The organism is Patescibacteria group bacterium, assembly GCA_041649475.1.
Taxonomy (GTDB): domain Bacteria; phylum Patescibacteriota; class Patescibacteriia; order Magasanikbacterales; family GWA2-37-8; genus JBAZNA01.
The window spans coordinates 433833-447442 of the sequence record JBAZNA010000001.1 but is presented as its reverse complement, the minus strand read 5'-3'; the positions used below and the strand labels follow the sequence as shown (position 1 = coordinate 447442).

Sequence of the window (13610 nt, the reverse complement as noted above, 5' to 3'; positions counted from 1 at the left end):
TCACTTATAAATGCTAGAGTACAAAAGTAACCCTGATTTTGTTGTTTTAAAGTTTAATAAAAAGTTTAATAATATGAAAAAAAATATCTTAACTTTATTACTTCTTGTTGCCTTATTGGCGCCCGAGTTCGCAGCTAATGCTCAAACTGAACCGCAAACCGTAAATTTAAATGTCCCCTTCACTTCCGAAGCGCCCGATGGTTTGATGGTTGGCAACTGGAAAAATGCCTGTGAAGAGGCATCAATTGTCATGATTGAACAGTTTTACGCCGGCAACACAACTACAAAACTACCGACTACCCAAGCCAAGAATTTGATGAACAGGTACTTTGGTATCGCCAATAAAATCTTTGGCGGCAATGCCAATGAAAACGCCAAACAAATTGCGCAATTGATGAACCAATACTCCACCAGTTCAGCGGCTACAATTGTGCAAAATCCGACCTTAGACCAAATTAAAGACGAACTTAATACCGGCCGACCAGTAATAGCTTTGATATATGGCAAGGGTTTAAACCCCAGAATTGATTTCTTGGTCGGTGGTTCATATTATCACACCTTTGTGATTGTCGGCTATGATAACAACACCAACGAATTCATAGTCAATGATGTTGGCGATTTAAGACAAGGTCTTGACTTACGTTATAAATATGATATAGTTTTAGGCGCTTTGCATGATTATAACCACACTACCAAGCGCACAGATGGGCCACCAACAGTGATTTTTACCAGTCAAAGAATTCTGGCTAAAGCCAAAGGCAGCAACCGGATTTATTTGATCAGTAACAACACACGGCAATACATCACTGCGCCGTCCGTTTTCAAAACTCGCGGTTGGAAATGGAGCTTGGTGCAAACTGTTGATAAAAATTGGTTAAATAGCTTTCCGGCCGGAACAGCAGTAACACAATAAAACTCCGAGGTCGGCTAACGGCAGGCCAGCAGACTCTGAATCTGCTTATCTTGGTTCGAATCCAAGCCTCGGAACAATTTTTATGGCCACAATAATAGACGGCAAATCAATTGCCGCGAAAATTGAAAAACAGGTTGCGCGCCGGGTGCAAATTTTAAAACAAAAAGGCATCACTCCCAAGCTGGCCGTGGTTTTAGTCGGCGATCATAAACCTTCTCGCACTTATATCAGAAGAAAACAAGAAGCCGCCGAAAGAGTGGGTATAAAATTTGAGCTATATGAATTTCCAACCACTGTAAAGGAATCAAACTTGATAAAATCTTTAGAAAAAATCCAGCAACAAAAAAATTTGGCCGGACTAATCATCCAATTGCCTCTGCCGGAGAGATTATACAATTCAAGGGTATTAAACTCCATAAATCCGGCAATTGACGTAGATTGCCTGACAGACGCCAATATCGGCAAACTGGTCATGAACACCAATCGCATTGAACCCCCCACTCCCTGGGCCGTTATACACGTTTTAAAGGAGATTGGCGCCAAGTTGGAGGGTAAAAATATCACTATAATCGGCATGGGCGCCTTGGTGGGCAAACCCCTGGCGATTATGCTGGCCAATGAAAAAGCCAGTATCACCACCTGCAACAAACACACCCAAAACATTAAAGCCAAATGCTTACAGGCAGATGTTATTATCACGGCCGTTGGCAAAAAAAATTTGCTGACCGCGGGCATGATAAAAAAAGATGCCATTATAATTGACACCGGCATTGTCTATATTGACGGCAAAATGTATGGAGACGTTGATTATAAAAACGTTTCCCGAAAAGCCAGTTTCATCACCCCAACTCCCGGCGGCATCGGACCGATTACAGTGGCAAAACTCTTGCTCAACACGGTTATTTGCGCGGAAAATTTAAATTAAGTATTTCTTCCAATTCGGAAATTGATTTTATCAATACCAACCGACTTCTTAAATCTTTTGTGCCCCTGGTGCCCTTAAAATACCAAGCCAAATGTTTGCGAAAAGTGACCATGCTCTTGGCGCCGTAGCGTTCAATATGTAAACGCGCGTGGCGCAAAACCGTGGCAACCAACTCTTCTGAAGTTGGTTTTAAATTTTTAAATATCCAGGGGTTGCCGATGGCGGCACGGCCGATCATCACGCCATCAGCGCCGGTGATTTTCAAACACTTATCAATATCTTCCCAGCAAGTAATATCGCCATTGGCAATAACCGGAATGGAAATTAATTTTTTGACCTGGCCGATCATACTCCAGTTGGCAAAACCGGAATACCCTTGCGCTTTAGTCCGGCCATGGATGGAAATCAAATCCGCACCGGCCGCCGCGAGGCGCGGCGCAAACTCCAAAATTTCATCATCTTTGCTCCAGCCCAGCCGGGTTTTTACAGAAATAGGCACACCCAAATTTTCGCTTTTAAGCGCCCCCACAATTCGCACGGCCCGATCGTGATCTTTCATCAAAGCCGCGCCGGAGTCGGACTTGCCGACAATCTTTGGCACCGGACAGCCCATGTTTATATCAATTCCATCCGGCTTAAATTTATCAACCACAATCCGCGCCGCCTTTCGCACCACATCCGCATCCGACCCAAACAGTTGTAAAACAATCGGTCTCTCAATTTTTTCAAACTCGCACATTTTCAAGGTCTTGGCATTACCCCGTACAATCGCTTCAGTGCTCACCATCTCCCTAAAAATTACAAAATCCGTTCCAGCCACCTCTCGGCAGATACGGCAAAACGGGCTGTCAGTTAAATCAGCCATTGGCGCCAAGGCAATAATCGGCATATTATCAAACCACATACCAGCATAGAATACCTTTTTCAAACCAAAAACTCAAGTTGACTGAACCCGGCCGGGCTGGTATACTATTTTCATTAACTTATCTTAATATTTTATGAAAAAAATCCTTTGGTTATTGGTTCTGGTCATATTAGCCGGCGGCGCGTATTACTTGGCCACAAATCGTACTGCCAACCCAACCGTAAATCCAGCTGTAAACCAGGTGCAAAACTTAACCGTTACCACCACCATTGAATTAAACGGCAAAACCTACTCTTACCCCAGCACCATGCCGGAGGGCAGCACGGCCGCTGATCTAATCACCAAAGTGGCCGCGGACAACGGCATTGACCTGCAAACAAAGGATTACCCAAGCATGGGACTTTTGGTGCAACAAATCATGAATGTGGCCGGAGATGACAAAACCCAAACCTATTGGATATACTACATAAACGGAGAGAGTGCTCAAGTCGGCATCTCGCAATATAAGCTGAAACAAGGAGACACCATCACTTGGAAATATGAAAAATCAACTTTTTAACATGAAAAAATACATACCAATCTATATATTAATAATTCTGGCCATAGCCGCCCGTTTAATCCCGCATCCGGCCAATTTTACCCCCATCGCGGCCATTGCTTTGTTTGCCGGAATTTATCTGCCCAAAAAATGGGCGCTAGTTGTGCCGCTCGTTGGTATGTTCATCAGCGACATTTTTATCGGTTTCTACAACCTGCCAACAATGGCCACGGTTTATGCTTGCTTTATAGTTTCCGCCTTAATCGGCATTTGGGTCAGCAAAAACAAAAAATTCCGCACCATACTGGGCGGAACTTTGCTCGGCAGTGTTATATTCTTTATCTTCACCAATCTGGCGGTCTGGATATTCGGCACAATGTACGCGCACAACCTCAACGGACTTTTCCAATGCTTTTATATGGCTCTCCCCTTCTTCAGAAACAGTTTGGCCGGCGATCTGTTCTATACTGGGGTCTTGGTTGGCGGCATGGAGCTTGTTATCCGTACATTGGCTCTTCGGGCGGAAGCTCGTCTTTAGTTTCTTCTGTCTTGTGTTTTAAAGGCGTTGCAAAGGACTCAACCGGTAAATTAATCGGCGGTTCAGATCTCTTAATTGAACTCTTCTGCAGTGACGGCGTCTTCACCAGAGGCAATGGGAAGTGCCAGATGGTGGCCAGTTCTTCAATGTTTAAAATATACGGTTTTCTGCCAACCTTAAGTTTGCGTTTTTTATAAGCGGCCACAAATTTTCTTTTTTCTTCGGCGGTGCGGTAATGTTTAAAGGCATAATGCGCCGAGGTGAACTTTTTGGGTACAAAACCGTTGCGGCCCTGGATATGAAATTGATTTAAACCGCCGATAAATCCTTCCAAACATTTGCTGGGATTAAACACCTCTTTGCGCGCCGCGTATAGCGCTCTGATTTTTGTAAAAAAACCGATCTTGGCAATTTTTTCTTCAATGGCGGCCACCGTATCTTTTATACCCGGGGTCAAGTCGGAAATCTTCGGAGTCGGCGGTTCTTTTTTGATAACCGGTTTGGCATCGGGACTGCTGGTAATTGATTTTGCAAATTCGGCCACAACGCCGACCGGAAGCGCCGCCACTTGCGATAAGACCGACGGTCCTTTAGCGCCTGATTTTTGAGCGATAATATCTTTGATTAATTTTATGCCGGTCTCTTTCCAATTGTTCGGGCTGGGCTGAATAATAATCTGCGTCCAGAAATATTCTCCGGCTCCGATTCGGGAAAATGTTTCCAAAATGGCAGCCATCGGATCGTTAAAGGTGGCGTCTAGGGTTACGCTGTGCTCAAAATCCTGATAAGTGCGGATTGGGTACGAATCGGGGCTTACCAATCCAAATTCAACGCCCAAAACATCGTCTGTATCGTTGGGAAATTTACTGGACACATTGCTGATATAATCTTCAACTTCCGTAATTTCAGCGGTGGTGTATTGCGCGTAAATGGCGGCCTCAACCAAATCCCGAAATTGCGATTCCGTATAAATTAAAAATTGCGTGTACCCCTCAATGCTGATAATTTCAAAACTAAACCATTTTTGTTTGACTCCCTGCCAGTATTTTTCACCGAAATTCGGCACCAGCAAAGCTCCGGAAAGCTGGGCAAAAATCTGCTCCACGGCCTTTGGACTCTGGATTTGTTCGGGCGGGATATCAATGGCCAACAAAATCCATTTCCAATTCTTACTAAATTTACTTTGCTTAAGATCCAGCCACAATTCCGAACCCATGTAAAAGAAAACCAAAATCAAAATCGCCCAGCCCACAATCGCAAAAACCGCCCGGATTAGTAGAGGCGTGGGCCAATTTAAAACTTCAGACCAAAATGAGAAATCAACGCTGATTCCAAACGGCAATTCTAAAATCGGCATATTACTTGTTTAAAATTCTGTATACGCCGCCGTAAACTATAAGAATAGCGAAAGCCGTCCACCACCAGCCAAATTGGCCGGATAACCAGCCGGCATAGTAGGCCAATAAGCAAATCACGCTTGCAATTATACAAACGAGATGACGCATGGCGCTATCAGACATATGCTTAAAATTCTATCCGCCAATCGGCGGAACTAATGACTAGTATAGCACATTTTAGGCGACTTGTCTGCGTAATTGCCACTTATGAACTATGACCAGAAGCGGACTGGCAATAAAGATTGAAGAATAGGCCCCGCTGGCAATGCCGATGAGTAAGGCAAGGGTAAAGTTATGTAAAGTGGAACCGCCCAAGAAATACAAAGCAAATAAAGGCAACATTGTCTTTAGAGTTGTGTTTATAGACCTCATCAGGGTTTCATTCAAACCGGTATTAACGGTTTCGGCAAAATCCGCGGAACTCTTGCGAATTAAATTTTCTCTGATTCTGTCGTAAACGACTATAGTGTCATTTACGGAATACCCCAAAACCGTAAGAATAGCGACCACAAAAGCCACATCTATTTCAACACCCTGTAAATGACCCAGGAGAGCGAAGACGCCCATAACGAGCAAAACATCATGGAGCAGAGCCACGATGGCCAACAAGCCGTATTTCCAACTGGCGACGGGTCGAGACACCTTTCTAAAGGCGTAAGCCACGTAAAGGATTATACCGATATTAACAAAGATAATAGCCCAAACCGCTCTTGATCTCAACTGTTGGCTAACCGAAGAACCGATGGTTTCAAAGCTGACTTCAGTAAGCGTATTCCCCTCTTTTTGATATTCGGTTCTCAAGGTCTTCAAAACATTCTGATGTTCATCTTCGCTTAAAAAATTCGTTCTAAACAACACACCCTTGTCCCCTACGGTTTGAATGACGGAATTATGCAACCCCATTGCTTCCAAACTTTTCTGCAAATCTTCCATTGGCGGCGTATTTTGACTGAAAGAAACCTGCATCAGTGACCCGCCGGTAAAATCAATTCCCAGCTTCAATTGCCACATGAATAAAAATACAATACAAACCAGAGCGACTAGGCCGCTAATCGCCAGCCAAATTTTGGAATATTTTATAAATGGAATCATATAGATTTTTTATAACCCAAAAATAATCTGTTTCCTTCTTCTTTAAACCAGGGCGCGACAAATCTCATTAACGTGCGCGTAACGGTTATGGCTGAAAACATACTTGCTAAAATACCGATCGCCAGTACCACCGCGAACCCCTGAACAAAACCCGTACCCATCCATATCAAAAATACGCAACTCAACAATGTAGTTATGTTACTATCACGAATTGACGGCCAAGCTCTAATGAACGCCTCCTCCATTGCCGGCCTTAAACTTTTACCCATCCGGAGTTCTTCTTTAAGACGTTCAAAAATCAGCACATTCGCATCTACGGCCATGCCTATGGACAAGATAAAACCGGCAATACCGGAAAGCGTCAAAGTAACCCCGATGAGTTTGAAAATAGCTAAACTCAAAAGAGCATAGACGCCAAGAGCCAGCGCGGCCAACACCCCAGGGAAACGGTAATAAATTACCATAAACATCAAAACCGCAATCAAGCCGATAATGCCCGCGTAAAAACTTTTATTCAAAGAACTCACACCCAGGGTCGCGTCAACTGTTTCCTGACTGATAAGTTGAACCGGCACGGGCAGAGCGCCGGAGTTTAACCTTTGGGCCAATAATTTAGCGTCTTGCAAAGTAAAATTTCCGGAAATCACGGCATTGCCATTTAAAATCGGCTCGTTTACTACCGGAGTGCTGATCGGCTCTCCGTCTAAAAATATCGCCACCGGCTTACCGACATTTTTTTTGGTGATGTCGGCAAACAATTTGGTTCCCTCGCTGTTAAACTGTAAACTCACCTGAACCTGGCTGGTGTTGGGGTCTTGCACCACCGCCGCTTTGCTCAATTGTTTTCCGGACAAGCCAGTGCCTTTCCATTGGTCAGACGGCGGAACAATGTCAGATTCAGTTTTTGTTCTAATAAATACTCTGGCAATATCAAATACTTTTGTAGAAGTGCCATTCTCTATGGTCGTGGTTGGGGAAATTAATTTTACAATATTTAGCCCGTCAGCGGTCTTGATGATTGTTTTGCTTATTTCTCCGTTTTTATGCGTATCGGCCCAGGTGTATAGTTCGGGTAAAGTTTGGGAACTTATTAAACCCTCACCGCCTCTTTCAAGCGTGGTAGTGACGTCTTCGGAATACTTGGTCACCGCATCAGTAAAACTCAAGCCCTTATTTAAATCGTTAAGCGCTTGCTGGGCCTTTTTTTGCGCCGCAGCATTATAGTCAGTCAGTTGTTTTTGCTCGGCCACGGTTAGTTTTCTTTGTGGCTCATTGCTTTGTTCTTTAAATTCCAAAATCGGAGTTTCACCGATCATTTTTATGGCCTGATTGACATCGGTGACGCCCGGCAAATCAACTATAATTCTAAAATCATTGCCGACTTTGGTGGTTTGCACCAGTGGTTCGGACACGCCCAGTCCGCCGCGCACGCGCCTTTCAATCACATCCCTGACGCCTTCCACGGCTGCGGTTTTGTCTTGTCCGGCCGGTAAAATTGAAGTGTCGGCCTGATAAATCAGATGCGCGCCGCCCTGCAGATCCAAACCAAGATTAAAGCCCTTTTCCGACAGAGTGGGCAAACCCAAATTGGCGTTTTTATTTATCCAATTTAGCCCTTTATTGGCATAGGTTGGCAAAACAATTAACAAACAAACAACTACCAGAATAAAAATACCGAAAACGCGCCACCTTAAACTGGTTTTGGAAACCTGCTTTTTTGGTTGATTTTTTACGGCCATAGATCAAAAAATTGATTAAGAGTTCACGCCGATTTTACATTATATTCTATGATTCGTCAAGGATGATTTTTTCCTTAAAACCGCCCTTTTCTGTATGTTTGCGTTTTTGTAATTCCAGAACATCTTCTTTTTTAAAATCCTTAAATTCGCGGATGGCATCCAAAACCTCGTAAATGTCAGCCAATTCCCCCGGGGTCTCTGAAGTTAAAAATTCACTTGTTTCCTCTATCAGTTTTTCTTTCAATTTTGTCCAGTATTCTTCGTTGTTGGCAATGTGGGTAACAGGCACTCCCCCTTTGCTTTTGATGTATTCGGGGATTTTGTCCCGGACGAGTTTGTTGTATTTCATAAACGTTAGGTTTTTTGGTTAAATTTTATATAAAATTCATCTGGATTTGATTTTTTCTTTAAATTTTCTTTACCAGGTGTATGCTACAATCATTTACGTGTTAGTGCTGTGTTGACAAGAGCATTAATGCTGGTGGATGGAGGGGGTAAGTTCCCCAAGCTGGTCCCAAATCAATTGCTCGCTCAAAAGGCGGGCTTTGGTTTATTCTAATGAAATAATTTGTATCCCCTTCTCTTTTATTTCTTCTTCCGGCCAAAATAATTTATCTATTTTGAATTTTCCAACATAGGTTACTTTTTTCTCAATTTTTCTACCGGTATATTCTTTTGTTTCAGGATTCCATTCTTCCAAAATTAGTGTATCTCCTTCATTGACATCAAAATCATTAAGACGAAGCTCAAATTTCTTTTTACCTGAAGCCACTGCGTCAAAATATTCCGGCCAAATTTTTTTATTTATTGTGGACATATTTTTTAATTTTATTTCACCTACCTCTTGTTAAAATATTTTCGCCGGTTGCGGGGGCGGAGTGTGGCTGGTGCCACAAGCTGACCTGCTAATCAGCTTTTGGGGTTCGATCCCCCCTCCGGTCAACTATTGGCACCAACTCGCCCCAAAGGCGAGTTTTGGTTTGATTTTTATCTGAATTTGATTATTTTTTGATAATTATTTTACCAACCACCTTGACAAAAATATTTATTATGATATATTTGTAAATGAATGGCAATTCTAGTTGCAGCACCGATAGCCGTAATCAGATCCCAAGGCTCCCGCAAGGGAGGCCTTTTTGTTTTAAACACGCTAACAACTATGCTCCGTGGCAGTGCTTATATTTTATCGGTTTTCCGTCAGAATTTTTTTTGCCACACGGACACGGATCATTTCGACCAATAACCTTGCCTGCGTCATCTTTCATTTTTCCGGCGGCCACGGGCACAGATTCGGTTTCGGCACCGCTCAAAATCAAATTATTGCGCCTGTTCATCACCGACGGCGCCATCTGGATGCCAAAATTAACTTTGTAAATCAAATAAACAACTTCTTTCTGGATTAAATTCAGAAGCTCATTAAACATGTGGAAGGTCTCTTTTTTGTATTCCACCAGCGGATCGTGCTGGCCGTAACCGCGCAGGCCGATGCCGGTGCGCAGATAATCAACCGCCACCAAATGCTCCACCCACAAATTATCAATTCCGCGAAGCAAAACCTGCTTTTCAATTTCATAAAGCATCTGTTTGTCAGGCACGGCTTTGATCAGTTGGGTTTCATATTTTTGCTTGGCTAAATCGGTAAGGTATTCAATTATATTGGTGCGGGTTTGCACATCATCAAGCTTGGCTTCTCCGCGCGCGCCGGACAACTCCTCAATTTTATTTTGCTCTTCACCGGAAAGCGCAAAAATCGTGGAAGCGGTTTCAATAATTTCTTTTATATTCCAATCTTTCCTGTCTTCAGTATTGGTGTGGAAAGAAACCACCTGTTCAATTTCCTGTTCAACCATTTCCAGAATCAAATCCTGCAAGGTTTTCATGCCTGCAGCCATTGTGCCGGATTTTTCAGTATCAAAAACTTGCAAGATCTCGCGGCGCTTGCCGTAGATCACCTCGCGGTGGCGGTTTAAAACGTCGTCATATTCCAATAAATGTTTGCGGGTGTCAAAATGCAGACCCTCAACTTTTTTCTGGGCGGATTCAATAATACGGGTGATCATCCCCTGTTCAATCGGCATATCCTCCGGCACTTTCAAAGTGGTCATCACCGATTTTATGCGATCGCCGGCAAAAATTCTCATCAGATCATCTTCGGTGCATAAGAAAAATTGCGACTCGCCCGGGTCCCCTTGGCGTCCGGCGCGTCCGCGCAACTGGTTGTCAATACGCCGGCTCTCATGGCGCTCGGTGCCCAAAACAAACAAACCGCCGGCAGCTTTCACCTTCTCGGCATCACCGGCATCCGGAGGGTTGCCGCCTAAAATAATATCAACGCCGCGGCCGGCCATGTTCGTGGCTAAAGTTACCCGACCCGGTTTGCCGGCCTGGGCGATAATTTCTCCTTCACGTTCATGGTTTTTGGCGTTTAAAATTTCATGTGTAATCCCCTCTCTCTCCAGATACAAACTCAATTCCTCATTTTTATCAACCGAAACCGTACCGATTAAAACCGGCTGGCCCTTGGCCTGCAATTCTTTCACTTTCATGGCAATCGCTTTATATTTCGCATCCGCGGTTCTGTATATTCTATCCGGATTATTTAATCGGCGACTGGGTTTGTTTTGCGGAATAACCACCACTTCCAGTTTATAAATCTTGCCGAATTCTTCGGCTTCGGTCACGGCCGTGCCGGTCATACCGGACAATTTCTCGTACAAGCGGAAATAATTTTGAAAAGTAATCGTGGCCATGGTCTGGCTCTCATTCTGGATCCTCACATTTTCCTGCGCTTCAATGGCCTGATGCAAGCCCTCGCTATATCTACGTCCGGGCATTTTGCGGCCGGTAAATTCATCAACGATAATCACTTCGCCGTTTTCAACGATGTAATCGCGGTCGCGCACAAACAAAGCATGGGCGCGCAGGGCCTGCTCCAAATGATGGACCATGCTCATGCCGCCTTCGGCGTAAATGTTTGGAATGCCCAGCCATTTTTCCATTTTGGCCAAACCGGCTTCGGTCAAAGTGGCAGACCGCATTTTTTCATCAACGTTATAGTCCTCATCCAAGGTCAAACGGCGCACCAAGCCCGCGAATTTGTAATACATATCAGCCGCTTCTTCGGCCGGCGCGGAAATAATAAGCGGCGTGCGCGCTTCATCTATTAAAATGGAGTCAACTTCATCAACGATGGCATAATAAAACGGTCTCTGCGACATTTCGCTTAAATTCTGCACCATGTTGTCGCGCAAATAATCAAAACCAAATTCATTATTGGTGCCATAAGTAATGTCGCACCGGTATGCTTCCTGGCGCGAACAGGGCTGTAAATATTCTGATTCAACTTTAAAAGCGCCTTTTTTATCCCGCTCTTTATCAGCCGCACTGCCCTCGGCCAAAGCTTCGGCGCTATGAATCGGCGTGGAACTGTATTTATATGAAATCAATTGCTGTTGAATTATGCCCACGGAAAGCCCAAGCGCGTCATAAATCTGTCCCATCCAAACCGCGTCGCGTTTGGCCAAATAATCGTTGACAGTCACCAGATGCACGCCCTTACCGGTTAAGGCATTCAAATACACTGGCAAAGTGGCCACCAAAGTTTTTCCTTCACCGGTGGCCATTTCCGAAATCTGGCCGCGATGCAAAACAATGCCGCCAATTAACTGCACGTCAAAATGGCGCATGCCGGTCAAACGCTTTGAAGTTTCCCGGACAACGGCAAACGCCTCCGGTAAAATATCGTCCAGGGTCTCGCCTTTGACCAAACGGGCCTTAAATTCATCGGTTTTGGCCTTCAGCCCATCCAAACTCAACTTGGAAACCTCCGCTTCCAAAGAATTTATCTTTTCAACAATCGGCTGGATTTCTTTGATAACCGCCGCGTTCGGATCGCCAAAAATTTTAGACAAAAATGACATACCCTATGATTTTATCACAAAAGTATGCCATTAGCAAGAGTACACATTCTGTACCTCTTTGGTTATGTCATCCCAGTCAAAATTTTCCCTGATAAACTCAAGTCCATGCTCGCCACGGCGCTTCACTGCTTCATCAAAATCCAGCAAATAAGCCAATTTTTCATACAAATCATCAATGTTTTTTGATTCAAATGAATATCCGCCATGATCAATAATCTCCAAATTCTCGGGGATATTGCTGGTTAAAACACAACGGCCATGGCTCATGGCTTCCAAAATGGACACGGACAGACCTTCGGCCTCTGAAGGATGAACGTATAAGTAGGCATTGGCGTATAACTGGGCCAGAGTGACACCAGTTTGAAAGCCGACAAAAATAATATTGGGATTGCCGGCGGACAGCTTTTTCAAATACTGGAAATAATCCTGGGTAAAACTGGGGGCGCCCACAATGACCAATTTTTTAATCTGCCCGCCCGGCCAATTATTCGCGTCAGTGCCGAAATGCTGTTCTATTTTTTTATAGGCCTCAATTAAATAATGTATGCCTTTATGTTTGACCAACCGCGCGACTGTTAGAATATAATCTTCATAGCCCAAACCGAATTTTTGGATTTTTTCATTGGTGTTTACTTTGGAAACGCTGACACCGTTCGGGATATAAACCGTTTCTTTTTTAAATCTATCCAAACAATATTCGTGGAGGGAATGCGAAACCACGATGGTTTTATGCGGATAGTGACAGGCGGTCCACTCGCCCCAGCCCAAATACAAGCGCGCAAACCACCCCCATTTTTTATGAAAGCGGTCAATGCTGTGGAAGGTGACTATCACCCTGGCTTTGGGCTTGAACAATCTTGGTATCCAAGCCAAAGTGGATGGGCCCACGCCGTGATAATGAATCACATCAACTTTTTGAAACAAAACATGGATGCTGGCGAACAGGGTATAAGTGATGGTGTCAAAATTTTTGGTCGGAATGGACGGGAGTGGAATCAATTTGACGCCTTTATATTCTTTGATTTCCTGTTTTAAAAATCTCGGCCGGATATATGCGGAAACAGAATGCCCGGCTGCGGCCAGACGCACCGAAAGTTCCTCCACATGCCTTTCAATTCCGCCTCCGTCTTTATCAAAGGGAATCCCCTTTTGGCCGATCATGGCTATTTTCATAATGGAGTTGATGTCCCTGTTTTAACTTCAGTTTTATTATCTTTTTGGGTAATCACCGGCCCGACATTGACGACAATATCCCGGTTTGGGTCATAGATAAATGCCTTTTTGGCCTGAAAATATACCAAAACCTTATCGCCGTTTTGCGCGTCTTTGTAAAACGGCTGAGTTTGAGCCAGTTTGGCCGCATCATTGACTATGGCCAAGGCCGGGGTTTCTCCGGTTGGCAAAACTATGTGTTTGCCGACTTTGGCGATGGTGTCCTGCAATTCTTTTTGCGCGTTCTGCTTTTGTTGATCTAAAACCGGATTGGCGTAATTAGCCGCGCCTCTGGCGGCCAAGTCATATCTGTAATAAACCCAGGCAAAGATGACTCCGACTACTAGTAAAATAACCACAGCCCAGATAAACCGCTTGGGATTTTTCCTCTGGATCACAATTGGAGACATACTTAATTTGGGTTATTATCTAACAAGAAATATAATAACACAAAATAGAGGGTGTGTCTAT

14 protein-coding genes and 1 tRNA gene are annotated in these 13610 nt (G+C 44.1%); 5 read left to right on the top strand and 10 right to left on the bottom strand.

Features of this window, described 5'->3' with window-relative positions; translation table 11 throughout:
• Positions 1-73: 73 nt before the first annotated feature.
• The 3 genes from WC526_02190 to WC526_02180 all read left to right on the top strand — a co-directional run bounded on the left by WC526_02190 (position 74) and on the right by WC526_02180 (position 1838).
• On the top strand, positions 74-913 hold the full coding sequence (locus WC526_02190) for a C39 family peptidase (protein ID MFA5061929.1): 840 nt from the start codon (positions 74-76) through the stop codon (positions 911-913).
• 3 nt (positions 914-916) lie between these two features.
• A tRNA-Gln gene (locus WC526_02185) sits at positions 917-987 on the top strand.
• An 8-nt stretch (positions 988-995) separates the two neighbouring features.
• On the top strand, positions 996-1838 hold the full coding sequence (locus tag WC526_02180; GenBank protein ID MFA5061928.1) for a bifunctional 5,10-methylenetetrahydrofolate dehydrogenase/5,10-methenyltetrahydrofolate cyclohydrolase: 843 nt from the start codon (positions 996-998) through the stop codon (positions 1836-1838).
• Here WC526_02180 and WC526_02175 read toward each other — a convergent pair.
• Positions 1813-2742 (bottom strand): tRNA-dihydrouridine synthase, encoded by a 930-nt coding sequence (locus tag WC526_02175; GenBank protein MFA5061927.1) that lies wholly within the window; start codon positions 2740-2742, stop codon positions 1813-1815. The genes WC526_02180 and WC526_02175 overlap by 26 nt on opposite strands.
• A gap of 94 nt (positions 2743-2836) precedes the next feature.
• On the opposite strand from WC526_02175, the gene WC526_02170 reads away from it, so the two are divergent.
• Together WC526_02170 and WC526_02165 are read left to right on the top strand one after the other, a co-directional pair.
• The gene (locus tag WC526_02170; protein ID MFA5061926.1) at positions 2837-3262 is read left to right on the top strand and encodes a DUF4430 domain-containing protein; all 426 of its coding nucleotides are present in this window, start codon (positions 2837-2839) and stop codon (positions 3260-3262) included.
• Positions 3243-3779 (top strand): DUF6580 family putative transport protein, encoded by a 537-nt coding sequence (locus WC526_02165; GenBank protein MFA5061925.1) that lies wholly within the window; start codon positions 3243-3245, stop codon positions 3777-3779. The genes WC526_02170 and WC526_02165 overlap by 20 nt, the downstream gene beginning before the upstream one ends.
• Here the strand turns inward: WC526_02165 and WC526_02160 are convergent.
• The 9 genes from WC526_02160 to WC526_02120 all read right to left on the bottom strand — a co-directional run bounded on the left by WC526_02160 (position 3739) and on the right by WC526_02120 (position 13549).
• Entirely contained in the window at positions 3739-5136 is a 1398-nt protein-coding gene (locus tag WC526_02160; GenBank protein MFA5061924.1) for a hypothetical protein, read from the bottom strand. The two genes, WC526_02165 and WC526_02160, sit on opposite strands and share 41 nt — an antisense overlap.
• A 1-nt stretch (position 5137) precedes the next feature.
• Positions 5138-5299, bottom strand: a complete 162-nt coding sequence (locus WC526_02155) for a hypothetical protein (GenBank protein MFA5061923.1) — start codon at positions 5297-5299, stop codon at positions 5138-5140.
• Positions 5300-5353: 54 nt separating this feature from the next.
• On the bottom strand, positions 5354-6268 hold the full coding sequence (gene secF / locus WC526_02150) for a protein translocase subunit SecF (GenBank protein ID MFA5061922.1): 915 nt from the start codon (positions 6266-6268) through the stop codon (positions 5354-5356).
• Positions 6265-8007, bottom strand: a complete 1743-nt coding sequence (secD, locus tag WC526_02145) for a protein translocase subunit SecD (protein ID MFA5061921.1) — start codon at positions 8005-8007, stop codon at positions 6265-6267. The genes secF and secD overlap by 4 nt, the downstream gene beginning before the upstream one ends.
• A gap of 46 nt (positions 8008-8053) precedes the next feature.
• The gene (locus WC526_02140; protein MFA5061920.1) at positions 8054-8356 is read right to left on the bottom strand and encodes a nucleoside triphosphate pyrophosphohydrolase; all 303 of its coding nucleotides are present in this window, start codon (positions 8354-8356) and stop codon (positions 8054-8056) included.
• A 201-nt stretch (positions 8357-8557) separates the two neighbouring features.
• Positions 8558-8824, bottom strand: a complete 267-nt coding sequence (locus WC526_02135; protein ID MFA5061919.1) for a DUF3850 domain-containing protein — start codon at positions 8822-8824, stop codon at positions 8558-8560.
• Between the two features lie 340 nt (positions 8825-9164).
• Positions 9165-11927, bottom strand: coding sequence for a preprotein translocase subunit SecA (gene secA / locus WC526_02130; protein MFA5061918.1), 2763 nt, complete (start codon positions 11925-11927; stop codon positions 9165-9167).
• A gap of 30 nt (positions 11928-11957) precedes the next feature.
• A complete protein-coding gene (locus tag WC526_02125; GenBank protein ID MFA5061917.1) occupies positions 11958-13100 on the bottom strand; it encodes a glycosyltransferase family 4 protein in 1143 nt (380 codons plus the stop codon).
• The gene (locus tag WC526_02120) at positions 13097-13549 is read right to left on the bottom strand and encodes a hypothetical protein (GenBank protein MFA5061916.1); all 453 of its coding nucleotides are present in this window, start codon (positions 13547-13549) and stop codon (positions 13097-13099) included. Before WC526_02120 ends, WC526_02125 begins: the two co-directional genes overlap by 4 nt.
• Positions 13550-13610 lie beyond the last annotated feature (61 nt).

What these genes read in the sequence shown, in the direction of transcription:
- WC526_02190 (MFA5061929.1), top strand. Translation starts at nt 74, where the DNA reads ATGAAAAAAAATATCTTAACTTTATTACTTCTTGTTGCCTTATTGGCG.
- WC526_02180 (MFA5061928.1), top strand. Translation starts at nt 996, where the DNA reads ATGGCCACAATAATAGACGGCAAATCAATTGCCGCGAAAATTGAAAAA.
- WC526_02175 (MFA5061927.1), bottom strand. Translation starts at nt 2,742, where the DNA reads ATGTGGTTTGATAATATGCCGATTATTGCCTTGGCGCCAATGGCTGAT.
- WC526_02170 (MFA5061926.1), top strand. Translation starts at nt 2,837, where the DNA reads ATGAAAAAAATCCTTTGGTTATTGGTTCTGGTCATATTAGCCGGCGGC.
- WC526_02165 (MFA5061925.1), top strand. Translation starts at nt 3,243, where the DNA reads ATGAAAAATCAACTTTTTAACATGAAAAAATACATACCAATCTATATA.
- WC526_02160 (MFA5061924.1), bottom strand. Translation starts at nt 5,136, where the DNA reads ATGCCGATTTTAGAATTGCCGTTTGGAATCAGCGTTGATTTCTCATTT.
- WC526_02155 (MFA5061923.1), bottom strand. Translation starts at nt 5,299, where the DNA reads ATGTCTGATAGCGCCATGCGTCATCTCGTTTGTATAATTGCAAGCGTG.
- secF (MFA5061922.1), bottom strand. Translation starts at nt 6,268, where the DNA reads ATGATTCCATTTATAAAATATTCCAAAATTTGGCTGGCGATTAGCGGC.
- secD (MFA5061921.1), bottom strand. Translation starts at nt 8,007, where the DNA reads ATGGCCGTAAAAAATCAACCAAAAAAGCAGGTTTCCAAAACCAGTTTA.
- WC526_02140 (MFA5061920.1), bottom strand. Translation starts at nt 8,356, where the DNA reads ATGAAATACAACAAACTCGTCCGGGACAAAATCCCCGAATACATCAAA.
- WC526_02135 (MFA5061919.1), bottom strand. Translation starts at nt 8,824, where the DNA reads ATGTCCACAATAAATAAAAAAATTTGGCCGGAATATTTTGACGCAGTG.
- secA (MFA5061918.1), bottom strand. Translation starts at nt 11,927, where the DNA reads ATGTCATTTTTGTCTAAAATTTTTGGCGATCCGAACGCGGCGGTTATC.
- WC526_02125 (MFA5061917.1), bottom strand. Translation starts at nt 13,100, where the DNA reads ATGAAAATAGCCATGATCGGCCAAAAGGGGATTCCCTTTGATAAAGAC.
- WC526_02120 (MFA5061916.1), bottom strand. Translation starts at nt 13,549, where the DNA reads ATGTCTCCAATTGTGATCCAGAGGAAAAATCCCAAGCGGTTTATCTGG.